This window comes from Roseibium sp. HPY-6 (assembly GCF_040530035.1).
Classification (GTDB): Bacteria; Pseudomonadota; Alphaproteobacteria; order Rhizobiales; family Stappiaceae; genus Roseibium.
In genome coordinates this window covers 930,414-950,392 of record NZ_JBEWCD010000002.1, presented here as the reverse complement: position 1 = coordinate 950,392, position 19,979 = coordinate 930,414, and the positions used below count along the sequence as shown (strand labels likewise).

The 19,979-nt window shown below is 56.1% G+C and carries 18 protein-coding genes; 12 read left to right on the top strand and 6 right to left on the bottom strand.

Annotation, left to right across the window (positions count from 1 at the left end):
- Positions 1 to 39 precede the first annotated feature (39 nt).
- The gene (locus ABVF61_RS15780; RefSeq protein ID WP_353994489.1) at positions 40 to 1,317 is read right to left on the bottom strand and encodes an ADP-dependent glucokinase/phosphofructokinase; all 1,278 of its coding nucleotides are present in this window, start codon (positions 1,315 to 1,317) and stop codon (positions 40 to 42) included.
- A 306-nt stretch (positions 1,318 to 1,623) separates the two neighbouring features.
- On the opposite strand from ABVF61_RS15780, the gene ABVF61_RS15775 reads away from it, so the two are divergent.
- The 4 genes from ABVF61_RS15775 (at position 1,624) to ABVF61_RS15760 (ending at position 6,245) form a co-directional block, all read left to right on the top strand.
- Complete coding sequence (locus ABVF61_RS15775) at positions 1,624 to 2,448, top strand: DeoR/GlpR family DNA-binding transcription regulator (RefSeq protein WP_353994488.1); 825 nt, start codon at positions 1,624 to 1,626, stop codon at positions 2,446 to 2,448.
- A gap of 483 nt (positions 2,449 to 2,931) precedes the next feature.
- Complete coding sequence (locus tag ABVF61_RS15770; protein ID WP_353994487.1) at positions 2,932 to 4,194, top strand: ABC transporter substrate-binding protein; 1,263 nt, start codon at positions 2,932 to 2,934, stop codon at positions 4,192 to 4,194.
- Positions 4,195 to 4,586: 392 nt separating this feature from the next.
- Entirely contained in the window at positions 4,587 to 5,393 is an 807-nt protein-coding gene (locus ABVF61_RS15765) for a carbohydrate ABC transporter permease (RefSeq protein ID WP_353996443.1), read from the top strand.
- Between the two features lie 6 nt (positions 5,394 to 5,399).
- On the top strand, positions 5,400 to 6,245 hold the full coding sequence (locus tag ABVF61_RS15760; protein ID WP_353994486.1) for a carbohydrate ABC transporter permease: 846 nt from the start codon (positions 5,400 to 5,402) through the stop codon (positions 6,243 to 6,245).
- 285 nt (positions 6,246 to 6,530) lie between these two features.
- On the opposite strand, the gene ABVF61_RS15755 is transcribed toward ABVF61_RS15760, so the two are convergent.
- Positions 6,531 to 7,469 (bottom strand): LysR family transcriptional regulator, encoded by a 939-nt coding sequence (locus ABVF61_RS15755; RefSeq protein ID WP_353994485.1) that lies wholly within the window; start codon positions 7,467 to 7,469, stop codon positions 6,531 to 6,533.
- 325 nt (positions 7,470 to 7,794) lie between these two features.
- On the opposite strand from ABVF61_RS15755, the gene ABVF61_RS15750 reads away from it, so the two are divergent.
- The 8 genes from ABVF61_RS15750 to ABVF61_RS15715 all read left to right on the top strand — a co-directional run bounded on the left by ABVF61_RS15750 (position 7,795) and on the right by ABVF61_RS15715 (position 15,521).
- Positions 7,795 to 9,264 (top strand): NAD(P)-binding domain-containing protein, encoded by a 1,470-nt coding sequence (locus ABVF61_RS15750; RefSeq protein ID WP_353994484.1) that lies wholly within the window; start codon positions 7,795 to 7,797, stop codon positions 9,262 to 9,264.
- Positions 9,261 to 9,746, top strand: coding sequence for a CMD domain-containing protein (locus ABVF61_RS15745; protein WP_353994483.1), 486 nt, complete (start codon positions 9,261 to 9,263; stop codon positions 9,744 to 9,746). Before ABVF61_RS15750 ends, ABVF61_RS15745 begins: the two co-directional genes overlap by 4 nt.
- A complete protein-coding gene (locus tag ABVF61_RS15740; protein WP_353994482.1) occupies positions 9,743 to 10,330 on the top strand; it encodes a peroxidase-related enzyme in 588 nt (195 codons plus the stop codon). Before ABVF61_RS15745 ends, ABVF61_RS15740 begins: the two co-directional genes overlap by 4 nt.
- Before the next feature lie 8 nt (positions 10,331 to 10,338).
- On the top strand, positions 10,339 to 11,433 hold the full coding sequence (locus tag ABVF61_RS15735; RefSeq protein ID WP_353996442.1) for an NAD/NADP octopine/nopaline dehydrogenase family protein: 1,095 nt from the start codon (positions 10,339 to 10,341) through the stop codon (positions 11,431 to 11,433).
- A 44-nt stretch (positions 11,434 to 11,477) separates the two neighbouring features.
- Complete coding sequence (locus tag ABVF61_RS15730) at positions 11,478 to 12,584, top strand: ABC transporter substrate-binding protein (protein ID WP_353994481.1); 1,107 nt, start codon at positions 11,478 to 11,480, stop codon at positions 12,582 to 12,584.
- An 81-nt stretch (positions 12,585 to 12,665) separates the two neighbouring features.
- A complete protein-coding gene (locus ABVF61_RS15725; protein WP_353994480.1) occupies positions 12,666 to 13,652 on the top strand; it encodes an ABC transporter permease in 987 nt (328 codons plus the stop codon).
- On the top strand, positions 13,649 to 14,443 hold the full coding sequence (locus ABVF61_RS15720) for an ABC transporter permease (protein WP_353994479.1): 795 nt from the start codon (positions 13,649 to 13,651) through the stop codon (positions 14,441 to 14,443). The genes ABVF61_RS15725 and ABVF61_RS15720 overlap by 4 nt, the downstream gene beginning before the upstream one ends.
- Positions 14,436 to 15,521, top strand: coding sequence for an ABC transporter ATP-binding protein (locus ABVF61_RS15715; RefSeq protein ID WP_353994478.1), 1,086 nt, complete (start codon positions 14,436 to 14,438; stop codon positions 15,519 to 15,521). Before ABVF61_RS15720 ends, ABVF61_RS15715 begins: the two co-directional genes overlap by 8 nt.
- Positions 15,522 to 15,860: 339 nt before the next feature.
- Here the strand turns inward: ABVF61_RS15715 and ABVF61_RS15710 are convergent, their stop codons facing one another.
- Genes ABVF61_RS15710 through ABVF61_RS15695 form a run of 4 tightly spaced genes read right to left on the bottom strand, consistent with a single transcriptional unit; the run spans position 15,861 to position 19,973 of the window.
- Complete coding sequence (locus ABVF61_RS15710) at positions 15,861 to 16,922, bottom strand: ABC transporter ATP-binding protein (protein ID WP_353994477.1); 1,062 nt, start codon at positions 16,920 to 16,922, stop codon at positions 15,861 to 15,863.
- Between the two features lie 17 nt (positions 16,923 to 16,939).
- Positions 16,940 to 17,782: a carbohydrate ABC transporter permease gene (locus ABVF61_RS15705; RefSeq protein ID WP_353994476.1), complete on the bottom strand. Its 843-nt coding sequence runs from the start codon at positions 17,780 to 17,782 to the stop codon at positions 16,940 to 16,942.
- 8 nt (positions 17,783 to 17,790) lie between these two features.
- Positions 17,791 to 18,720, bottom strand: a complete 930-nt coding sequence (locus ABVF61_RS15700; RefSeq protein ID WP_502949970.1) for a carbohydrate ABC transporter permease — start codon at positions 18,718 to 18,720, stop codon at positions 17,791 to 17,793.
- Positions 18,717 to 19,973, bottom strand: coding sequence for an ABC transporter substrate-binding protein (locus ABVF61_RS15695; protein ID WP_353994475.1), 1,257 nt, complete (start codon positions 19,971 to 19,973; stop codon positions 18,717 to 18,719). The genes ABVF61_RS15700 and ABVF61_RS15695 overlap by 4 nt, the downstream gene beginning before the upstream one ends.
- Positions 19,974 to 19,979: the final 6 nt, after the last annotated feature.

Here is a 19,979-nt window from a genome sequence, read left to right as displayed (position 1 = left end):
GAATGCCCCATTCGGGGGTGGTGATGGTGTCTGGCAGCGTCATAACGAAGCAACGCCCCCCTTGAGAGAGTTGCCAAAAGCAGGCGCATGACCGGAGGCGGATGAACCTCCGAGCACCAGCAACGTGCCTGCAAGAAATGTGTCGCCCAAACCAATGGTCGCCGCCGGTTTTTCCAGGTACGGCGCCGCGCAGCAGACGACAGACCAGCCGTCGCTTTCGGAAAAGACCGGCAAGGGTGGTATGCGAAACTCTGCGTGTTCCGGTATCTGCCGGGGCACCGCGAAATAGCCTGCTGCCGCCCTGGCGGACGCAAGTAGGCAGCCGGTCATGATCGCGTCCAACTCCCGTTTGGCAGTGTCGCGGGTGACAGTGAATGCCCAGGTATCGGCATGAACACAGATCCGCTCCAGCGCGTGTGTTTGAGCAAGCTTCAAGGCGGCATCTACAGGGGACGTGACTTCGCCGGTGAGCTCCTTCAACTCCGACAGGCTCATGGAAAGCGAGTTGGCTACCGGCAGGATCCGGTCGATCGTGGCATCCCGCATCTGCGCATTGGGAAAATCGGCCAGTTCCAAATGAAGCAGCGGCAGGCCCGCACGGTGCCAAGCTTCACCTGTCTCAGCTGCATAATCGAGTTCTTCATCCATCTGTTCGGGATGAACCTCGTTGAACCCACATAATATGCCGGCACCGGCCTGGGGTGCATGTTCAAGAGATACTCGAACAAATTCAGGATCATGCTGCAGGGGGCTGTGCTCAAAGCAGACAATGATACGGGACGAGCGCGGTATGTTTTCGCCGTCTAGCCGCTCACCCGCGGTAAACTCGAAAATATAATGCGGTGCCCTTCCATCCGTTTCAGGTGCGAGCGTCGAAACCGGCACCATCCCGCTCTTGGTTGCGACAAGAGAGTCCGGATGCAAAACAGCAAGCTGGCCTGCACTCCGATCTTCCAGGGCTGTCAGTGATTGTGCGCCAAGTTGCGCCAGCATATAGGAAGCTTGCGCGGCGGTGCCGCCGATCGCATTTTTTCCCGCAACGTGGCGATCGATCCAGGTTGCTCCGTCCGGCCAATCGAAGAAAAGTTCTCCGCCCACCCCGTTCACCGCGCGATGTTTGAGTTCCCTGAGCAATGACGCGCACTCGGCAGCTTCATGCAGGTGGGCTTTCAAGGGGCCAAAGACCTCATGCAGTGACAGATAGATATCAACGCAGGTGCTGAACCCTCCGACAACCAGTCGTGAGCGATCGATTATTCGAGGCAGACGCTCGATGAGTGCCGCATATTCTTCAGGCCATGAAATTGCTTGGGTCATGGGCTCAGGGCGCCCTTTCGGCTGCAATTCGATCGGGACAAATCTTGATTGGAAATGAGGTGATTAAAACGGGATCTGTGCGCGTAGCGGTCAAAGGAGCACGATCACCGGAATAATCACGCCGTACTGTACTTTTCTTCGGATTGGCGGGTCCATGAATCATAATAGTTGCTTTTTTTTGCAATTATTAGCGATTATGAGCGTTCTTTTTTATATCTAAACGTGAGAAACAGCGTGGTCAAGCTGGCGAGAGCGATAAAATGCTATATTGTGCCGCAAATACACTCGCTGTTTAATGGACCCGGAATGACTACAAGTGACAATAACGGCATATCGCCGCAAAACGAGCGGTCGGAGAGCGACTATTCACTTCCTGCGCGCAGGAGAAGCGAACTGCTTAAAGTCGCAAAAACACGCGGGTCGATCACCGTTACCGAGATCGCGCAGGAGTTTGCCGTCTCAACCGATACGATCCGCCGTGACCTTGACTACCTTTCTGATCGCAGCCTTCTCATGCGCACCCACGGAGGTGCGGTTCCGGTTGACGGTTTCATCGATCGCGATACGCCGGTCGCGATCCGGGTCAACGCTCGAACGGCGGAAAAAGCACGCATCGCGAAAGCCGCAAGCGCGCTGATAGTTGATGGAGAGACGCTGATCATCAACGGTGGCTCAACGACACGCGCCTTTGTCGGAGAACTGGGAGCCCTGCGTAACCTGACAATCGTTACCAATAATCTGGGCGTCCCGGCCGCGGTACCGCCCAATACAACACGCGGCATCTATTTGCTAGGCGGCCATGTCCGCCAGGAGTTGCAGGTTACGATAGGCGCAATAGGCTTCGCCAATTCAGGCCCGCTTTGTGCAGATACAGCAATAATAGGGGTCGGCGGCATCTCCGCATCAGGCGTTTCAACAACATTGCTTGAGGAATCCACTATGATCACGGCAATGATGGAATCCGCAAGACGGGTTGTGGTTCTTGCCGACGCCGCCAAGTTCGGCACCACTGTGCTGGCCCATATATCCACCCTCTCCCGCATCCACGTTCTGGTTACGAACGCCACACCACCACCGGATCTAATGGCGGCACTTAACGACTCGGAAGTCGAAGTCATCATCGCCGATTGAGACACAGGCAGATCCAGCGGCAATTCAGGCGCGGTTCTTGACGTCGGTTCCATGACGCCCCGACCTGGCTGATCGCACTCATGCAGTCAATTCCTTCAGCTTTTGATCGCCCCGGTGGTGCGCACCGGCGAACTGTCCGTGCGCACGTCGAATTGGCACGAAATACGAGAAATGGGCATTTGTTGCGGCTTCAGGGTTGTTGTTTTCAGCTCAAAGCAAGCCGTCGCACACCGCCATCTTGCTTGACGATGCAGGAATACGCTGATAAAAACGCAAAAGACAGCGTTTTCACGCTAATAATAAGCGTTTTCCTGCTTAGTGCGTTTAGATGCCGTCAGGACTTATGCGGAGGTAACAATCCAAAATACGGAGGAAACCGGCTTCGGCGACACAATGCCGGGCGCGTCTGCGTAGAGGACAAGGTTGAACTCGTCAGTTACGGGTAGACCGACCAATCCCCGCAGACAAATGTGGGAGGAAAGCATGAGATTTAGAACATCCACACGACTGAAGTCAGTGGTGACGGCGTGCGCACTTGGCGTCGCCAGCGCGTTTGGTACTGCGAGCGCACAGGCGGAGACGACGTTGGAATTCATCCAGTGGTGGGAGCCTGAGCTGCCAGCCGGCGCGCTCCGGGGCATCATGGATGATTTCGAAGCGAAAAATCCCGGCATCAAGGTCTCACTCGTCAGTGGTCCATATGCAAACACCCGCGACCAAATCGTTATTGGTGCCGCTTCAGGCACATTGAGTGATGTGGTGGGTCTTGACGGCGCCTGGGTCAGCGACCTTGCGAAACAAGGTGCGATTGCGTCAATGGACGAACTGATGTCCTCTTCAGGGTTCGACGCCAGTGAAGTCGCCGCGATCATCAAACTCGACGGCAACAGCTATATGTTCCCTGTCGCTTCTTTTGTCTATCCGGTGTTTGTGAACCTTGACCTGATGGAAAAGGCCGGCATTGAAAACATGCCGCGCAACCGGACGGAGTTTGTCGAAGCAGCGCGGAAACTAACGGATGCCGAAGCCAATCAGTATGGCTGGGTGCTGCCGCTTTCGCTGCAAGCTCCAAATGGCGTCCAGAACGATGTCATGTCATGGCTTTGGGCCTCGGGCGACAGCATGCTGAAAGACGGCAAACCCGACCTCACCAACGACAAAGTGGTAGGCACCCTTGAGTTTGTGAAGGCTCTATATGATGAGGGTCTTGTTTCTCCCGGCGCGTTTGCCAAGAAAGAACAGGACAAGGTCGAGGAGTTCGTCAACGGGCGTGTCGGAATGATGGTCGACTCTCTGGCCCACATCAACCTGATACGCGAGCGGAACCCCGACCTGAATTTCGGCATCACCGCCGTACCGGCCGCAGACGACTATGAAGGGTCCCGCGGCCTGCCATATGCCTCCTGGGGCATCGGCGTCAGCGAACACAGCGAGCACAAGGATGAAGCCTTCAAACTGGTGGCCTATCTGATGAGCCCCGAAGTGAACGCCAAGCTCGTCTCCATCGCCAATGCCTTCCCTGGCAACGTGAAGGCCGAGCCCGACTTCGTCGCCTCCGACGAGTTGTTCGGAAAAGCATTTGAGATCTTTCAGGACGGTTACCTGGCTAACGAGTTTGTCGGCTTGCCAGTTGCTGAAGAACTGATGCGTCAGTTCGGTGTCGAAATCCAGCAAATGCTCGAAGGCAACCAAACAGCCACCGAAGCTGCGGCCAAAGCACAAACCAAATGGGAAGCTGAATTCTAACCTCCCACGGCGGCCTGGAGTGTGTCTCGTCCCTGTTGGACTGTTTGCCGGCTGATGTTCGGCCCGGTCGGAAGCCATGATGGCTCCGCCAAGCTGGTACAAGGGGGGCGGGATACGCTCTAAAACTTGGCGACGCGTTTACGGGCACGTCGCCTTTTTCTTGTCGGAAACCAAACAAGCATCACTTCTCCGACAGAACCCGATAAAATGTCAGACACCAACCACGCGGTTTACTCCGAGGCTGAAGAGAAGGCGAAATGACGAATTTGGCCATGCGCCCTCCATCTGCAGCTGATAAAATTCCCGGGCCTCGCTTTATTTCGTACAAAAAGCAGAGAGCGATCCGGAATTATCTCTACGTTGCGCCGGCCATTGCGCTTTTTTTCCTGCTTATGATTTTTCCGATGGCGACAGTGTTTCGCTATTCGCTGCTGGAAGGAGCAATTCTCAGTCCCGATCCGACATTTGTCGGTTTGCAAAACTTCAAGACACTGTTCGCCGACCCGGTGTTTCTGCAATCGATCGGGCAGACACTCTATTTCACCGTGATGAGTGTGATTTTCCACCTGATTATCGGGCTGGCCTTCGCATTGATGCTCAACTCCCACCGCGTGAATCCAAGGGTAAGGAGCATTCTAAGGGTCCTTTACATTCTTCCCTGGCTCTTTACCGCCGTCATTATTGCAATCATCTGGCGGCTCATTCTGGATCCCAACGGGGTGGTCAATGCCATTCTGATCGACCTGGGTTTGCTCGATTTCAAGGTTGAGTGGTTTTCCTCACCCAAAACCGCCATCCACGCCCTCACATTCGTCAATATCTGGGCCGGTTACCCGCTCTATATGGTGACACTGCTGGCCGGATTGCAGGGTATTCCAAAAGAGCTCTACGAGGCGGCAGCCATAGACGGGGCGAGAGAGCCGCAACAGCTCTGGCACGTAACCCTGCCGCAACTGAAACCGATCATCGTCAGCATCGCCCTACTTGACTTCATCTGGACGATGCAGGTGTTCCCGCTGGTTTGGATGACCACTGGAGGGGGCCCCATCCACGCGACGGAGATGATGAGCGTTTACACATACAAGCTTGCGTTTTCGCGGTTTCAGTTTTCGCTGGCATCCGCAAGCGCGGTCATCATCTTCATTCTATCGATGGCGATGACCTATTTTTACATAAAACATCAGAACGCAACGAACTGAGGCGCCATGGCTATCCGCAGCAAAAAGAAATTTGATGCAACTGCTTGGCTGATATATTTCGGCTTGGGAGTAGGGCTGGTTTTCTCTTGTTTTCCGATCGTCTGGATGTTCTTCACCGCGCTGAAGTCTAACACCGAGATTTTCGCGCTTCCGCCAAGAATTCTGCCCGAAGTGTTCACGCTGGACGCCTATAGATCGATTTTCTCCGATCCCGTGAAGATCAGGTTTTTCATCAACAGCTATCTTATCTCCGGTGTCGTTACCCTTCTGACAGTGATCGTTGCAACCCTGGCAGCCTACAGCTTCAGCCGGTACGAATTCCGGCTGAAAAAACCTTTCAACTTGCTGGTGATCAGCACTCAAACCGTCCCGCCGATCACTCTGATCATCCCTTATTTCGGCATGGTGGTGACGTTCGGCATCTTCGATACATATGCGGCTCTGATCCTGACTTACATGGTCTTCACTCTGCCTTATGCCATTCTGCTGATGACCGGCTATCTGAACACCCTGCCAAAGGATCTTGATGAAGCTGTTCAGGTCGACGGCGGGACGAGTTGGACTGCCCTTTGGCGCGTGGTCGTTCCCCTCTCTATTCCCGGCATCGTCGCAACGTCGGTCTATACATTCCTACTGTGCTGGAACGAGTTCCTGTTTGCGCTGACGCTCACAAAATCGATGGACCTCAGAACCGTGCCGATCGGCATCAGCCTGCTGATGGGACAACATGCGTTTGAGTGGAACGAAATGATGGCCATGAGCGTGCTGGGATCCCTCCCCTTGCTGCTGCTCTACCTTCTTGCCCAGCGATACTTCCTGGCCGGAATGACCGCCGGTTCCGTCAAGAGCTAGGCTCAGCAGCGACGCCTTGAGCGGGTGGGCTTTCTGTTGCCAAAACGATGAGCGGTCCGGCACCGGGTGGTCCATTCTGTGCTTAGCTACCCGGAAGCTGTGCACCACTATGCGGCAAAGCGAATGTCGGCTTTGGGTGGTTTTTGCCTGCTCCGCTCCCTCTTGCACAATAGAGACAGCGCGAAAATCTCACGGGAGGCTCCTACAAGGTTTGACACTTTAGAGGTCTGCGATTTCCAATTTGGATTTGAAAGAGAAACACGACGACCCGTGTCGGGATCCTTTTCAATAAACCGATCCCAGTTCGACAACGCTTTCAACAATCCGTTCGCTTTCGGAAACACAGGCCTCGACCACCAGGTCGAGACGATCTTTCAGAGGGTTCTCATCATTGGCGAACAATCCCCATGCGTAGCTGATCTTGGCCGACAATGGACGGATCGACACGCCTTCGACCGGTACGCCAAGTGCAGTCACCGGATCACACAAGGCAACACCAAGCCCGGCGCGTGCAGCCATTGCTGCGCTCAGGGAGGAGTTGGTGGCGATTTCGGATGAAGGCTTGATGCCTTCCTCTCGCAGGGCACGATTGATGGCGTCTCGAATGCCGTAGCCGTTGCAGATGGTTGCCATCCTTTCATTCGCAAACACAGAGAGCGGAATCGGGTCATCACTATCGTAGCGGCTTCCCTTCCTGACCACGGCAACAACCAGAGACTCGAACCTTGCCAGGCACTTCAACCGGTCGTGCTCACCCGGGTAAGCCGAGAAACCGAGATCGGCGGTGCGCTGACGGAGCGCGTGCAGTACCCGTTCCGAAGTTGTGGTTTCGACGTGAACAAAGTCAGGCAGCACGTCAGCGACCCGTGACAAGACCGGCCCGACCAGTCCTGAAGACATTGTCGGAGTGGCGACGATGTCGATCGCGGCAAGCCTTTCATCCCTGATCGCGTGTGCCCGTTCCGTCAATTGAGACAGGTTTGCCATAACTCGCTGGGATTCTTCGAAAAACCTTATGCCCTTGGCTGTCGGCGAGATTTTGGGCCCATTCCGCTCGAACAGCGCAAAGCCCACGCGCGCTTCTAAATCTCTTACCATTCTTGTGACGGCCGGCTGGCTTACCGACAGTCTCTGAGCGGCAGCTGTCATGGATCCGTAGCGGACCACGGCAGCGAAAGCTTCCATTGAGCGAATGTCAGGCCGCCCATTATTCATTGTTGACATACTAGAGAACCTATCATTACGGTATGCTATCATTGACGCATCAGTATGCAAAATTAGCATAGCAAGCTACTATGCGATCGGTAAGAGGACCGGCGCAATGACACTTGGATTTGTGAATACGGTTTACTCGGATGCTTTCGGGCTTGGACACGATAAGGTCCGCAGGAGTATCTCTGCTCTAAAGACCTGCGCCATTCCGGATGCCACAGCGCAACCTGTCGAGCTTCTTCTTGCCTGCCGAGCAAACGACCCACTTCCGACCCACGGCGAGGTAAAAACCGGCCACTGATCTTTGGTTCCAATTGTTTCCCGGATGGCGTGTAAGATGACCAAAATATTGTCCTCTATAGACTCGCAAGGCCTGGCGGCGCTCGAAGCGCGGCTCAAGGATGACCTGGACCTTCTCTGCTATCCTTCCAAGGACTGGATACCCCAAAGAGAGGATGTGACTGACGTCGTCATCATCGGTGGCGGCATGTGCGGGATGGTCGCCTGGCTGGCCCTGAGGACAGGTGGAATTCACAACATGCGCGTGCTGGACAGGGCCACCAAGGGCTACGAAGGCCCGTGGCTCGGTTATGCCCGCATGGAAACGCTGCGATCGCCGAAGTTTCTGACCGGCCCTGCCTTCGGACACGGCTCCCTGACGTTCCAGGCATGGTTCCGTGCCCAGTTCGGAACGAAAGACTGGGACAAACTGGACAAGATTCCCCGCACGATGTGGATGGACTACCTTTGCTGGTATCGCAAAGTCCTCGAAATTCCGATCGAAAACGGTGTTTCCGTCGATCATGTCGAACCTGATGGCGACCTGTTGAAGCTCACTGTCTCAGGTGCGGAAACCGGAACCATTCGGGCCCGCAAACTGATCTTTGCAACGGGACGTGATGGAACGGGTGGCCCGAACATTCCCGAGTTCATGGAGGGTTTGCCTAAGCACCTTTGGGCGCATAGCGCGGACGAGATCGACTTTGCTGCGCTGAAGGACAAGCGCGTTGCCGTTATCGGTGTGGGTGCATCCGCAGTCGACAATTCGGCAGAGGCACTGGAGCACGGCGCATCGGAAGTGCGTCATCTGGTTCGGCGCAAGGAGATGCCGACAATAAACAAGATGATGGGCATCGGCAGCTTCGGGTTTACCGCCGGTTATGCTGCCTTGTCGGACGAATGGCGCTGGCGTTTCATGCAATACAGCTTTCAAACGCAGACCCCCTCCCCGCGCGGGTCCACCTTGCGCGTCAGCCGGCACCCGAACGCCTATTTTCATTTCGACAAGGCTACGACCCGGATTGATCAGTCGGGCAGCGGCGCCCTCATCCATTTCGCGGACGGCACGTCCTACCAGGCGGACTTCGTCATTCTCGGAACCGGGTTTGTCATCGACCCCATGGCACGGACGGAATTTGGCGAAACGGCGGGGGATATCCTTCTTTGGCGAGACGTCTACACACCTCCGGCGGGCGAAGAGTCTGCAGATCTGGGGCGCTTTCCCTATCTGAATTCCGATTTCACCTTCCGCGAAAAGAACCCGGGCACGGCTCCCTGGCTGAGGAACGTTTACTGTTTCAACTATGGCGCCTCAGCCAGCCTCGGCAAGGTGAGCGGCGACATTCCCGGTATCAGTGATGGTGCCGCCTGGCTGTCCCGTGCGGTTGCCGCTTCGCTTTACGGCGAAGACATCGAGGCCCATTGGCAAGGAATGCAGGATTACGACACACCGGAACTTCTTGGTGACGAATGGCAACCGACCGAGTTGCCGGTCGAGGCACGACCGAGGGAAAGCGAACCGGTATGAACATCTCTGCCCTGACGATCTTGACCCAGGCCGGTGTGGCACCGGACAGCGCTTTGTCCAGCGTGGTATCGATGCGCGACAACATCATCGGCATGACACAGGCCGCCGAAGAAGCCGTTTTGCGCCCGAAGGAAACAGGAGCTTTTCCTCACGGCCTTCGCGCCGCAATCGCCACACGAGTTGCACGTCTCGCCGGAGATGAACCTTTGGCAGCTTACTATTTGGCTGATGCCGGGCACTACGCGGAGCTTTCAGTGCCCGGCGAACCTGGCAGCCAGCATCAAGAACTGGCCGCAATATTGTCCTTTGTCGACAAGGTTGCGAACCAGACACGGGACGCCGCGGCGGAAGATATTTCGGGTTTGCGGATGGCGGGCGTTGCCGACGCCGACATCGTCCGGCTTTGTGAACTGGTCGCTTTCCTCGCATTTCAGATACGAGTGATTTCGGGATTGCGACTGATGAACGGGAAAAGCGCATGACCCGTGTCATTCACAAGTTCACGCGCAAGATTCCTGAATGGCGGCCGCGCCTGGTGCCGGTGAAACTTGAAGAAGCCACGGCAGAGCAGCTTGACGCGCTCAAGGTGACCCCTTCCAACACCAAGGTCTCGGATTACGTCCTGACCCTTGCCCATGATGTCGAAAGCCTGTCTGTTCGCTCACCGCTGTTCAATGCGATCATGTACGATCGCGGCGGCATGTCGCGCGAGGAGCGCGAACTCGGTGCTCTCGCAGCGTCCATGGTCAATCGCTGTATTTATTGCGCAGCCGTTCATGCGGACCGCCACGCGAAACTGGCGAAAGACGAATCCGTGACCGATGAGCTGTTCGCAAACGGGGAAAATGCAGATCTCAGTCCGCGAAACCGGGCGATATTCGATTTTGCGCGGAAAGCCGCTGAAGCACCCCCTTCCGCAGGACCGGAAGACATCGATAAACTCTCCAAGGTGGGTCTTTCGGACGAAGAGATTTTCGATCTGATCCTGTCATCTGCTCTGTTTGGATGGGCCAATCGCCTGATGCATGTCCTGGGTGACCCGGTGAGCCGAAGGGAGGCGATATGAGTAACCCGATGCGCATAGGCATAGCAGGGGCAGGCTCAATCGCATGCGGCACGGCAGCGCTTTTGCGCAGGAACAAGCACCTTCCGACACTCTGGTCGCCATCCGGAAAGAGCACGGCCGCGTTCGAATCCAGACCTCTCCAGGCTCACGGCGTCCTCGAAGAAGAGTTTGCACCTGCATTTGCGCATTCGGCACAGGAACTGGTTGAGACAAACGACGCGCTGATCATCGCCCTGCCGGCAACCGGGCACAAGAACGTCATGGATGCGCTGGCCCCCCATATTCGCGAGGGTCAGCATGTCATCATCTCATCTCACGCCTCCTTCGGCGCGGTCTACCTGATGCAGGCCTTGGCGGCACGCGGCGTAACCGCACCGATTACCGCGTGGGGCACGACCATTGTCTCCGGCCGCCGTCAGGAAGAGACCAAAGTGCGCGTCAACACCATTCGCAATCGGGTTGATCTGTGCACTGTGCCCGAGGCCGGAACGGAAGACGGACTGGCCTTGTGCCAGAGTTTGTTCGGTGACCGCTTCATGCCGCGCGATGGCCTTTTGGCCATCACACTGTCGAACCTCAATCCGCAAAACCACCTGGGCATCGCCCTATGCAACATTACTCGTATGGAGCACGGAGAGGACTGGAGCCAGGGCCTGAATGTCACGCCGAAGGTGGGGCGATTGCTGGAAAAGCTTGACCTTGAGCGACTGGAAATCGCTAGAGCGCTAGACCTGAAGGTGAAAACGATCTTCGAACATTTCCATCAGAGTTTCCACGTGCCAATCGGAACTATCTCCGAGATGAACCAGCAGATGCACACACACGGTTATGGCGGCCTTGGGCCTGCGACCGCAGACAGCCGATATGTGACCGAGGATGTTCCCTACGGGCTTCAGGTCACCGTTGTTCTTGGCAAGCTGGTGGACAGACCCGCGACGTTACATGAAGCCGGCATCAGCTTGTTTTCAGCAATGTATGACCGGGAATTCGCACTCGAGAATGAATTTCTTCATGCGTTGGAACTGGAAAGCTTCAGCCTTTGCGACTTGCAGCATGCGTCCCGTACCGGGGTGCTGCATAGACCATCCACGCCACAAACTTAACCAAAAAAGGATGGACCAAACTCAACCGACTAGGAGACGCTAAGATGACCAAACTTACCATTAACCGCCGTCGCTTCCTGGGAACCGCTGCCATTGGTGCAGCAACTCTGGCCAGCCCAGCCTACCTTCGCCGTGCGAGCGCATCGGGCGGTGAAGTGAACATCTGGACCTACAACGACTTTGTGCCCGAGGCCTTCAAAAAGCAGTTCGAGGCAGATACGGGGATCAAGGTGAATATTCGCCTGGTTGACGACCAGGGCAAGCAGTTCAACCTGCTCGCCGCCGAAGCACCCAATCCCACGGTGGACATCATGACCGTGGCAGGTCACCGTTTCCTTCAGTTCATCGACAGCGAGCTGCTTGCTCCGCTCGACACCGGACGGCTCAGTAACTGGGGGAACATCAATCCCACGTTCTCCGAGAGCGACTGGTCAACCATCAACGGACACAAATGGGGCGCGCCGATCCTCTCCGGCATGGAGGTTCTTGCTTACAACACCGAGCTCGTCACGCCCGAGGAAGCCAGAAGCTGGGACGTGCTGTTTTCGGAAAAGTACAAGGGACAGACCGCGTATATTATCCAGGACATGATGTCGATCGTTATGCTCAAGATGGGTTACGACGGCAATATGGTCGCCTATCTCGATGACCCGGAAAAAGCAGCCGCGATTGTCGAGGAAGCCAAGGCGTTTCTTATCGAGAAGAAGCCGCTCGTTAGAAAATACTATGACAGCGGTGCCGAAGTGCAGCAGATGTTCATCAACCAGGACATTGCCCTCGGCCACAGCTGGAACGGTCCGGCGGCGGCACTGATCAACGATGGGTTCCCGCTGGCCATGACCATTCCGCAGGAGGGTTCTTATGGCTTTGTCTACACCTACAACATCGCCAACAATGCACCCAATCCGGATAACGCCTACACGTTCCTGAATGCCATCCTTGCGTCTCCGGAAATCGGCGCGTCGATGACCAAGGCCTCAGGCTTCATCTCCACTTACAAGGATGCATCGAACTACCTGACGGACCTGGAAAAGAAATCGACTTCGTTCTCGGATGACGAGCTTGAAAATCTGCAGTTCTTCCGCGCTGAGGCGAACGAGATGAAGTACGGGCTTGTCGATCCGGCCGTTGAAGCCATCAAGGCGGCCTGACCCGCTGTCCTGACGAACGGAAAAGGCCTTGCCCGCTCTTCAGGCGGGCAAGGCAATCAAGTCAAATTGGGGGTAACTGGTATGAGCGATGGGGTCGCTCCCCGCACCGGCCGTGGTCCTGACACCACGGAAAAAAACCGTCTGACCTTCTGGGGTGCATTATCAAGCTGGACGCCTTACCGGTTGGTCGTCGGGCTTGCGACCGCATCACCGCGCCGCCAGTTCCTGATCCTTGCTGCCTTTCCACTGCTCTGGGTGCTGACCCAGCACCTTGGACCAATGCTGCAAATGCTCAGGGTGAGCTTTACCGATGCCTATCCGGTCGCGCCTGGTGTGGAGCAGCATTTTACCCTCGACAACTATGCCCGTTTCTTCGGCGACCACATTTTCTGGCAACCGTTTTTCCGCACGCTTATCTTTGCCAGCGTCTTCACTTTCTGCACTTTGATCCTGACCTATCCTGTCGCCTACTTTCTGGCGCGCCACGTCAGTCGCAAGAACCAGATGCTGATGCTTCTCTTGCTGCTGATCCCGTTCTGGGTCGGCGAAATCGTCCGCACCTACGCAATCATGATCCTTCTTGGAAACACCGGAGCGGTGAACCAGTTGCTCAAGTCGCTGAGCCTGATCGATCGGCCGATCCCGTTCATGTATACCAGTTTTTCAATGGGTGTCGGGATCGTCTACCTGACGGCGCTCTACATGCTGTTACCGCTTTATTCCGCATTGGAAAAACTCCCCAAAAGCTACAACGAGGCAGCCGCAGACCTCGGTGCTTCAGCCTGGACCCGCTTTCGGCGGATCACGCTTCCTCTCACGCTGGAGGGGATCTCGTCAGGGTGCACACTGGTTTTTCTGATATCGACCGGCTTTTATGCGACCCCCGTTCTGCTGGGTGGTCCTTCCACGACCGTTTTTGCCGAAACGATTGCAGGCTTCTTCCATGTCGCCGGTGACGAATGGCCGACCGGCGCAGCCTTCGCGACAATCATGTTTCTTGCCGCGATCATTCTGACCGGTGCCTTCCAGAAGCTGATGAATTCCCTGCGCAAAGGAGACACGAATTGAACCGGGGTAACCGCATCCTGCTCTCCTGCGTCTACTGGGCCTTTGTTCTTTACGTCTTCGTTCCGCTGGTCCTGATGGTTCTCATGGGTTTCAAGGACAGCAAGTTTATCGGCTTTCCGATCCGCTCGTGGACGCTCGACTGGTATACTGGTGTTTTCGACGACGCAGCCGTACCGTCGGCCTTTATCTATTCAGTGGTGATTGCAGTCCTTGCAACAGCCATCTCCGTATTCGTCGGAACATGGATTGCCGTCCTTCTGGAAGGCAGGAAGTTTTTGGGCCGGACCGCAATGTTCGGGCTGACGGTTTTGCCTGCGCTTGTCCCGGGGATCATTTCAGCCATCGCTTTCCGGATCTATGCCAGATGGCTTGGTATCGAACCGGGCATGGGTGCGATTGTATGGGCGCACGCCGTTCACAATGTGCCCTTTGTGGCTCTGGTGGTCATGGCCCGGTTGTCGACATTGCCGAAGAGCCAGATTGAAGCGGCACGTGATCTTGGTGCTGATCCGATCATTGCCTTTTTGCGGATCACACTGCCTTATCTTGTTCCAGCCATCCTTGGCGCGAGTATCTTCTGCCTGCTGCTCAGTTTCGACGATTTCGTTCGTTCCTTCTTCCTGGGAGGCTACGAACCGACCTTGCCCGTTCTGATTTTCGCCAAGCTCAGATCCGGCATGTCGCCTGAAATCAATGCCATTGCGACGGTCGCTCTGATCCTGACGGCTGCAATCGGCATTTGGGCTGAACGTTTCACCCGCCGGATGAACAAGGAGTCCCGAAATGGCTGAAACGAATCCCCTTGTTCGGATCGAGGGTGTCACCAAGAAATTCGGCGAAACGGTCGCTCTGGACAATCTCACGCTGGATATTGCCAGGGGTGAATTCGTGACTTTTCTGGGACCGTCCGGTTGCGGCAAGTCCACAACGCTCAGAATTCTTGGGGGCTTTGAGCGACCGACGTCGGGCCGCGTCATCCTGGATGACGTGGACGTCACACGCCAGCCGCCGGAAAAGCGTCATGTGAACATGGTGTTTCAAGACTATGCCCTGTTTCCTCACATGACCGTGCGCCAGAACATTTCTTTCGGCCTGGAACTGAAGGGCATGAACAAGGCCGACATTCGCAACCGTCAAGACGAAATCATGTCGTTTCTGGAGCTGGAAAACTATGGAGACCGGTATCCAGGTCAACTGTCGGGCGGACAGCGTCAACGGGTGGCGTTGGCCCGCGCGCTCGCCCCAGATCCGGCCCTTTTGTTGCTGGACGAGCCGCTTGCAGCGCTGGACGCGAAACTCCGCGGCCAGGTACAGCAGGAGCTCAAGGCGATCCAGCGCCGCACTCACAAGACATTCTTCTTCGTGACCCACGACCAGGAAGAAGCGCTTACAATGTCAGACCGGATCGTGGTTATGAACCATGGCCGCGTCGAACAGGACGGCACGCCCGAGGAACTCTATTTCCATCCCGCAACCAGGTTTGTTGCGGAATTCATCGGTGAAACGAACCTCTTGACTTGCAAGATGCGCGGCCAGGATGGCGATGTGATCGTGCTGGACTGGTTTGGCCAGACACTGAAAGGCCAGTCGCATGGACATGTTCCACAGGTCGGCGACACCATCACAGCGTCGGTCCGGCTGGAAAAACTCGCCTTCCATACAGAACGTCCGGAGCACTCCAATGCAGTAAGGGGAACGGTTGTCGGCAAGACTTTTCTGGGCAGCCGCATGTCTGTCGATCTGATGGTCGAAGACGCACAGGGCGCCAAACTTCGAGCCTTTGTAGACGCCGATGTCGGTCAATCGGTCGGTTCTGAACCGGTTTGGATTGGATGGGATAGCAATAGTTTGGCGGTGCTTCGCACCTGAAACTGAACCCGACACGAGAGCACCTTCTCTGAGACGCTCAACGGAAACCTTGGAATGCTGCGTCATAAGACCCAATGGCTCCAGGGACTTAGGGACGCGGTCGAGTAACCGGGAAAATGGTGCAGAGACTGCAATATCGAAAAGCTCCACAGAGCAATGGCTGTCAAATGCCACTCGTCCTGAAACGACCAAAACGCACAGCCACTCGGTGACCCAGACCTGGCGGGAAAACTCCGGCCTGCCCCAAATGCAAGCCTGAAGAAGACAGCAAGCCCTGCCTGGCAAGGCGCGGTTCAACACTGAGTGCGAGCACGCTTCCGCGAGGCAACTTCCCGATACTCAAATTTCCAGTCGTCTGCCTTCAAACCCGAACAGATGCGACTTTTCGAGGTCGACGGCGATATTGACAGCATCTCCGGTCTTGAGCGGAAAATGTCCGTGTTGACGCACGAGAACAGGGCCCACGCCAGGCACATTTGCGTGGATATTTGTGTCCGACCCCAAATGCTCGACAAGTTCAGTAACGCCTTTCATATGTGCGGCCTCTTCGGCGACGATATCCAGATGTTCCGGACGCACGCCAAGCTCATGCGCCTGCCAATGCGCCGAACTGGATCCGATCTGCAAATTGGTTCCGTCCTTAAGCTTCACACCGTTTTCCGCCCGGTCGACACCGAGAATATTCATTGTCGGCGAACCGATGAATTGAGCCACGAACTTGTTGGAAGGTCGCTCGTATAGTTCAAGAGGTGTTCCCACCTGCTGAATATCCCCGGCATTCAGAACAACGATCCGATCTGCCAGCGTCAGGGCTTCGACCTGATCATGTGTCACGTAGATCATGGTCGTGCTCAGCCGCTGGTGAAGACGCGCGATTTCAAGGCGCATTTCGACCCGCAGAGCGGCATCAAGGTTGGACAACGGCTCATCGAAGAGGAACGCGCTGGGATCCCGGACGATCGCCCGCCCCATAGCGACCCTCTGGCGCTGGCCGCCTGAAAGCGCTCTGGGAAGGCGTTCGGTCAGAGCAGTCAGGCCGAGTGTCTTTGCGGCATCGGCGACTTTCCGGCTGCGTTCTTCTTTTTGCGCCTTCCGGATTTCAAGCGAGAAGCCCATGTTCCGCGACACGTCCATATGCGGATAAAGCGCATAGGACTGGAACACCATCGCCATGTCCCGGTCGCGCGGCGGCACCTCGTTCATACGTCTGCCGTCGACCAGAAACTCTCCGCCGGAGATCGGTTCAAGCCCGGCAATCATCCGCAAGAGTGTCGACTTCCCGCAGCCGGACGGTCCGACCAGAACGATGAATTCTCCATCCTCGATTGTCAGGTTGATGTCCCTGAGAACTTCGACGGAACCATAGGATTTGGCGATATTATTCAGTTCAATGCGTGCCACATCGTCCTCCCCGGGGCTCAGCCCTTCACAGCTCCTGATGTCAGGCCCTGAACCAGGTAACGTTGGATAAAGATGAAGAAGAGACACGACGGCACAAGAGCGAGCACACCCGCAGCCATCATCTGCCCCCAATCCACGGAGAACTTCGACACGAAGGTCAACAGCCCCACGGGGAATGTCATTGCGTCGTTAGAGTTGATCAGCATCAGGGCGAACAGGAGTTCACTCCAGGCCGCGGTAAAGATGAAACCGAGTGTCGCGCCGAGCCCCGGAAGCGTCAGCGGCAAGACGATCTTGCGCAAGGCTTCGAACCGTGTGCAGCCATCGATCATTCCCGCATCCTCCAGGTCCTTCGGAATGCCGTCAAAGAAAGATTGCATCAGGAAGGTCGCGAACGGGATATTAAAGGCTGTGTAGACGATGATGAGGCTCGTCAGGGAATTGAGCAGCCCGAGCGCAGCGACAATCTTGTAGATAGGTGCGATGATCATTAGCAGCGGAAACATCTGTGTGATCAGCATAAGTGCGATGATCAGACGTTTCCCGCGAAAATCGAACCTGGAAAAAGCATAGCCTGCCGCCGCAGCTATCATCGTTGTAACCGCAGCGGTCACCAGCGAAACGATCAGGCTGTTGCGGAAATAGGCAAGGAAGTCCGTCTGCAACAGAACCGTCTGGAAATTCTCAAATGTGAACCTGCTGGGTACAAGCGCCGTTCCTTCGCTGAAAATAAGCTTGTCGGGCGTGACCGCAATCTTGGCGAGCCAATAGAGCGGAAAGAGCGCAAAGGCGACGTAAAAGGCCAGAGCAAGGTATTTTCCAGTTACCACCCATGGTGATGCCTGACGCAGAGCATTCATGGCGAACCTCAGATCTTGACGAGCTTGCGGCGGAGAACGAGCAGGACGGCTGCGTAGATCAGCAACAGCCCAAGCAATGCAACCGCAATGGCGGATGCGTAACCGAAATCGAGCTTTCTGAACGCGGTCGTGAAGATGTATGTGGACAGGATCTGCGTTGAATTCGCTGGTCCGCCACCCGTCATCACGAAGATCAAGTCCGCGAAGTTTGCGATCCAGATTGTGCGTAGCATCACGGTGATGGCAATCATCGGCGCGAGAAACGGCAGGGTAATCTTGGTGAACTTCTGCCAGGTGGACGCGCCGTCAATTTCAGCCGCTTCATAAAGTTCGCCGGGTATCGACTGCAGGGCTGCCAGAAGCGTGATGGCAAAGAACGGGATGCCGAACCAGACATTCGCTGTAATCGGACCCCACATGGCCAGATTGGGATCACCGAGAATGTTGAACGGCTCAGAAAGAATGCCGAGCGCTGCCAGCCAATGCGGCAAGGGCCCGATTGTCGGATTGAACAGCCACGCCCAGGTAAGAGCAGACAAAAATGTCGGCACGGCCCAGGGCAGGAACACCAGAGCCTGGACAAGCCGCTTGCCGTAGAAACGGGTGTTCAGCAATAGCGCCAACCCAAGACCCAGAAAAAACTGGAAGATGATGGAGCCAAGCGTCCACCAGAATGTGTTGGTCAGGGCTAGCCAGAACTTCCTGTCACTCCATAGCGCTTGGAAATTCTCAAACCCGACCCATCCGGTCTGGAACGGCCGAAGCAGATTGACCGCCTGAAAGGCATAGGAGATGCCGATGGCCAGCGGAACCAGCATCACAAGCGCGATCACGATAACTGCCGGCGACAGGTAGAGATAGGGCTCCACCATATAGCGGAAGTAATAGGAACCGCGCGCCCGGTGAGATCCGGGCGCGTTGTCAGCCTCAGCTGTCATTGAGCTTCTTTCCAACGGCCGTATTCCTCGGTCAGGAATTCAGCCCACTGGTCGGCGACTTCCTGTGCACTGAGCTGACCAAGCAGGGCTTCCTGGCTGGTTTCCAGTGCAATGGAATCTGCGAAATAGCCGAATTGTTCCAGATAGGTCGGCATGACGGTCGGAATATACTGCTCGCCATTGAGCGTTTCGAACCAGCCGGCGAACTGCTCCGTCTTGAAGTGCGGGTCCTGTTCCGCGCCTTCGTGGATCGGAATGACACCGACACGCTTCGCCCAGGTCTTGTTGGCTTCCGGATCGGAAAGATGCGCGATCAGTTTCCAGGAAAGGTCTTCGTCCTTCGTGGTGTCGAACATCGCCCATCCGGCAAAGCCGATGGTCGGGAACGCCTTGCCGCCCGGGCCGACAGGCATTGGAACGACCGCGAAGTCTTCCGCATCCATGCGTTTGGCCACTGCGATCAGCGCATCCGGATCCTGATCAAGGAACGCACAGGTACCGGAATAGAAGCCCGCCACGATCTCGTTAAAGCCCCAGCTCACCGCATCCTTCGGCGCGTAACCGTTCTGGTAGAGGTCGATCAGGAACTGGATGCCCTCGACCGAACCCGGTTGGTTGAGCGTGCTCTTGCCGTTCTCGTCGAAGAAGGTGTTATCGCCATTCATCGTCGCCGCCATCATGATCCAGCCGTTCAGACCGCCCGGACCGCCGCGCAGGCAATAGCCGTATTTGCCGTCGAGTTCGGAGACCGCCTTAGACGCCGCCATGAATTCTTCCATGGTCCTGGGCGGTCCTTCGACACCGGCTTCCTCAAGCAGCTTCTTGTTGTAAAAGAGGGCGCGCAGATAGAAGCCGTACGGGATCATCCGCACGGTCTTGCCGTCGGTCTGGCGGCCCATGTCGATGGTCTTCTGGGTCAGCGTGCTGCCGTGCTCCCAACCGGCAATCTTGTCGTTCAGATCGACCAACCTGTCCTTGTAGATGCCTGCCCAACGGTCCGGCATTTCAACAACGTCGGGAATGTCACCACCGGCAACCATGGTCGCGAATTTTTCGAATGCCTGCCCCCAGGGCAAAGAGACGATTTCCACTTCCGTACCGGGGTTCGCCGCTTCGAATTCATCAACCAGTCCCTGCAGGACTTCCGTACGTTCCGGGCTGGTGATCACTTCCACCAGCTTCAATGTTTCAGCATGAGCGGACGTTGCCGCCAGAACAGCTAACGCACTGAGTGCGCCGAACAGTCTTTTCATATCTCC